The following is a 4,187-nucleotide window of genomic DNA, read 5'->3' as shown; positions in this document are numbered from 1 at the left end:
AATATTACCCTTGCAAAAATTGCGGATTTTCCATAATTTTTTGATGAAAGGGAATAGTTGTCGGTAGTCCAGTAATGGCACATTCTCGCAATGCGCGTTTCATGCGGTTAATAGCGGTAGCTCGATCTGGTCCCCAAACAATTAATTTACCTATCAGGGAGTCATAGTAAGGGGGGATTTGGTAATCTGTGTATACATGAGAATCAATCCTCACTCCGGGTCCTCCTGGTGGAAGATAACCAGTGATTTTTCCAGGGGCGGGGCGAAAATCATGATCTGGATCTTCAGCGTTAATGCGGCATTCAATGGAATGTCCTTTGAGAACTACTTCTTTTTGTGTCAGCTTTAGTCTTTCGCCTTGAGCAATACGAATTTGTTCCACTACTAAATCTATTCCAGTGATCATTTCTGTAACTGGATGCTCAACTTGTATCCGGGTGTTCATTTCCATAAAGTAGAATTTACCGGATTTATCGAGGAGAAATTCGATAGTTCCTGCGCCGGTATAGTTGATAAACTGGGCTGCTTTGACAGCAGCTTTTCCCATTTTTTGCCGTAAGTCTGGATCAAGGGCAGGACTAGGAGCTTCTTCTAGCAGTTTTTGGTTACGACGCTGAATGGAACAATCTCTTTCACCTAAATGAATGACGTTACCGTAGCTATCGGCTAAAATCTGAAATTCAATGTGACGGGGACGTTCAATAAATTTTTCTATATAAACGCCTGAATTGCCAAAAGCTGCTCCTGCTTCTCCTTGGGCTGCAAAAAAGAGTTTGACAAATTCATCTTCTGAGCGAACAAGTCGCATTCCTCTACCACCACCGCCTGCGGTAGCTTTAATCATCACAGGATAACCAATTTTGTGAGCGATCGCTAATCCTTGTTCTTCTGATTCTACTAACCCTTCACTACCGGGAACTGTGGGTACACCAGCTTTTTGCATGGTTTCTTTGGCTGTGGACTTGTCCCCCATTAGCCTAATAGACTCGGGACTAGGACCAATAAAAGCAATATGATGGTCTGCACAAATTTCCGCAAATCTAGCATTTTCTGATAAAAAACCATACCCAGGATGAATGGCGCTAGTATTACGTGTTAATGCAGCGGCAATAATATTGGGAATGTTCAAATAACTTTTACTGCTGGCAGGTTCACCAATGCAAACGGCTTCATCGGCAAGTTGGACGTGCAAGGCATTTCTGTCAACAGTGGAGTGAACGGCAACTGTGGCAATTCCCATCTCTTCACAGGCACGGAGAATGCGAAGGGCTATTTCTCCTCGATTGGCAATTAATATTTTATCAAATTTCATTTTCTAGTTGCGATATCAGTACCAGTAGATTGACATTCTCTCCCATCCTGTTGACATAAAGCTGTTGCATTACTGTAAATCGTGACAGGAGATTCCCAAACCTCATTCTTAGCAGACTATTGGATTATGTGGCATCTTTGCTAGACCTTTTAATATCACCTTTGCTGTTCCTATATTTCTGTCTGTCTCATACCTATTCAAAAAGATTTGGGGAAATATTTGGAAAATCTTGTATTTAAGTAATTTTTTTATGTTATGATATAGTCTGTGCTAAATTCTTGCGGATGTGGCGGAATTGGTATACGCGCACGCTTGAGGTGCGTGTGGGCATAGCCCTTGCGAGTTCGAGTCTCGCCATCCGCATTTTTTGGATGTAATTTATCCGCTTTTATGGTCAGGGAAATGATCATAGTAGCGGATTTACATTTTGATCAACAAAGTTAATATTATTAATTTTTTGCCAGCTTGCCTGAATGGATGCTGGTTTTTTGTGCTTTGATATAATTAGATGAAGTTTTGTAAAGAAAATTGACTACTACTTTTAATCCAGCAAATAACTCTACTCTGCCAATTGATTGGCATTGCCTAACTCCAATTTGGGAAGGTGGTGAAGAAGTGGTTAAACGCGGTTTACCTCATACCCAGTTATCACCAACTTGGCAATTACTGCTTTTAGGTGATGGTTCTCCGACTAGGCACGTACAACTGTTAACGGGCGAACCCACAGAAGTAGATGTAATAGATATGTCAGCAATTGGGATGAATTCAGATGGTGCGCCTGCGATGATGCAGATGCTACCAGGTCCAAGAGTCCGGAGACAGGTGTGGGTACGGACTGCCTCTGGTCAGCGTTTATATTATGCGGCTTCTTGGTGGGAAGCAAGTCATGTAGATGAATATTTACAAAACAAGTCTTTACCGATTTGGGCAAGTTTAGCTCGGTTACGAACTGAGTTGTATAGGGATGTCCAAGGTATTTATTATGGTGATTCAGAAGCTTTAGAGTTGGGTTTTCAGGAAAAAGGACCATTTTGGGGTCGCCATTATTTATTTTGGCATCATGGACAACCACTGACTTTGATTTATGAGGTTTTTTCACCTTTTTTAACTAAATACTTAGGGGCAATGAATTATCAAAATTAAAGGAGACTCTTTCCAATTACCAAAAGCAGATAGGATCAAGATAATCGGAATTGATATTTTCAAGCATCCACTGGAGAGAAGTGTTTATGAATCTGGTTGTACTCCAGAACTGGCTAGATAATGCCTCCTTTGCTGTCTTATTCTGTACGATGTTGGTGTACTGGGTGGGGGCGGCCTTTCCAAGTTTATCAGTAACAGCGGCTTTGGGGACGGCTGGAATGGCGATCGCTAATTTGTGTATCGCCACCTTATTAGGAGCAAGATGGATAGAAGCTGGTTATTTTCCCCTCAGTAATCTCTATGAGTCGTTATTTTTCTTGACTTGGGGAATTACGGCTGTACATTTAATTGCTGAAAATAACAGTCGTAGTCGCTTAGTAGGAGTTGTGACTTCTCCTGTAGCCATGGGAATTGTTGCTTTTGCGACTCTCACCTTACCATCAACAATGCAGGTTTCAGAGCCTTTAGTTCCTGCACTAAAATCGAATTGGCTGATGATGCACGTCAGTGTCATGATGTTGAGTTATTCCGCCTTGATGGTAGGTGCATTGTTAGCGATCGCTTTTTTAATCGTTACTCGCGGCCAAAATATCCAATTACAAGGTAGTTCTGTGGGTACAGGTGGCTATCGTAATAATGGTTATAAGTTACTCAAAGCCGGAGAATTAGTTACACCTCCACCTGCTGCGGAAACTAACGGCTTTTCTCGCGGGGGAAGTAATAACAATGGTAATGGGACTGCGGTTTTAGATTTAATCAATGTCACGGAAACCCCCACTTTAGTAGCTACGGAAACCCTTTCGCCCCAACGTCTCAACTTGGCTGAAACCCTTGATAATATCAGCTATCGCATCATCGGTTTGGGATTTCCCCTGCTCACTATTGGGATTATTGCCGGTGGAGTTTGGGCGAATGAAGCCTGGGGTTCTTACTGGAGTTGGGACCCTAAGGAAACTTGGGCGTTAATTACTTGGTTAGTATTTGCGGCTTATCTGCATTCTAGAATAACTCGCGGTTGGCAAGGGCGAAAACCAGCAATTCTAGCCGCAACTGGTTTTGTTGTGGTTTGGATTTGTTATTTAGGTGTAAATCTTTTGGGTAAGGGTTTACATTCTTACGGCTGGTTTTTCTAATTAGCATTTGGTGTAAGGGCGTATCCCTGACGGGACTGGAAGCATCAGCATTCGGTGTAAGGGCGAAGCATTCGGAAAATGAACTTGGGAAAAAACCGATAATTAATCGCCCGAATGCTTCGCCCCTACTGGGGAAAAACCGAGAATTTGTCGCCCGAATGCTTCGCCCCTACAGGAGGACTTGGAACTTGATACCCCTGCTTCTTCTGGTTTAATACCTCAGATGTATATTTTTATGTTTATATTTATCCCATCCGGGGGGATAGGATACTATACTACGAAGTGAGAGAAATAAACTAGGGACTTTCTAGGGTTCTCTCCTGATTTTGGTTATCTTGAGGAACTCATTGTGGTTGCAACCCCGGAAAAACTGCACGCTACCCATACCCACGAGCATCTACCCAGTCAAGACCGTGTAGCCGTGTTGCTTATGGGCTATGGCGAAGTCGAAAGCTACGAAGATTTTGCTAACTATAACGAACAAGCTTTAAATTTACTGACTGCTAAATTCGCTCCTGTTCCTACTTGGATTTATCCCCCCTTTAGCAAAGCTTTTAGCAATATTTGATCGACATGAATGGGGGACACACACATCACGA

At 42.5% G+C, this 4,187-nt stretch carries 3 protein-coding genes, 1 tRNA gene and 1 pseudogene; 4 read left to right on the top strand and 1 reads right to left on the bottom strand.

Translation table 11 applies throughout. From position 1 onward, the window contains the following. Nucleotides 1-4: 4 nt before the first annotated feature. On the bottom strand, nt 5-1,312 hold the full coding sequence (gene accC, locus FJR38_RS04295) for an acetyl-CoA carboxylase biotin carboxylase subunit (RefSeq protein ID WP_174763885.1): 1,308 nt from the start codon (nt 1,310-1,312) through the stop codon (nt 5-7). A gap of 280 nt (nt 1,313-1,592) precedes the next feature. Here accC and FJR38_RS04290 point away from each other — a divergent pair. The 4 genes and pseudogenes from FJR38_RS04290 to FJR38_RS04275 form a co-directional block, all read left to right on the top strand. Further along, nucleotides 1,593-1,675: transfer RNA gene (locus FJR38_RS04290), tRNA-Leu, on the top strand. Between the two features lie 165 nt (nt 1,676-1,840). Then, complete coding sequence (locus FJR38_RS04285) at nt 1,841-2,455, top strand: chorismate lyase (protein ID WP_168535654.1); 615 nt, start codon at nt 1,841-1,843, stop codon at nt 2,453-2,455. Between the two features lie 86 nt (nt 2,456-2,541). After that, entirely contained in the window at nt 2,542-3,588 is a 1,047-nt protein-coding gene (gene ccsB / locus FJR38_RS04280; protein ID WP_168535652.1) for a c-type cytochrome biogenesis protein CcsB, read from the top strand. A 349-nt stretch (nt 3,589-3,937) separates the two neighbouring features. Continuing rightward, a pseudogene (locus FJR38_RS04275) lies at nt 3,938-4,187 on the top strand (ferrochelatase); the annotation flags it as partial.

It is taken from the genome of Anabaena sp. UHCC 0253 (assembly GCF_009712085.1).
In the GTDB taxonomy this organism is placed as follows: domain Bacteria; phylum Cyanobacteriota; class Cyanobacteriia; order Cyanobacteriales; family Nostocaceae; genus Dolichospermum.
The sequence above is the reverse complement of the archived record's forward strand: the minus strand, read 5'-3'. Positions and strand labels throughout refer to the sequence as shown.

Bases quoted from the DNA above. Each gene is read 5' to 3' on its own strand.
- ccsB (WP_168535652.1), top strand. From the start codon at position 2,542: ATGAATCTGGTTGTACTCCAGAACTGGCTAGATAATGCCTCCTTTGCT.
- accC (WP_174763885.1), bottom strand. From the start codon at position 1,312: ATGAAATTTGATAAAATATTAATTGCCAATCGAGGAGAAATAGCCCTT.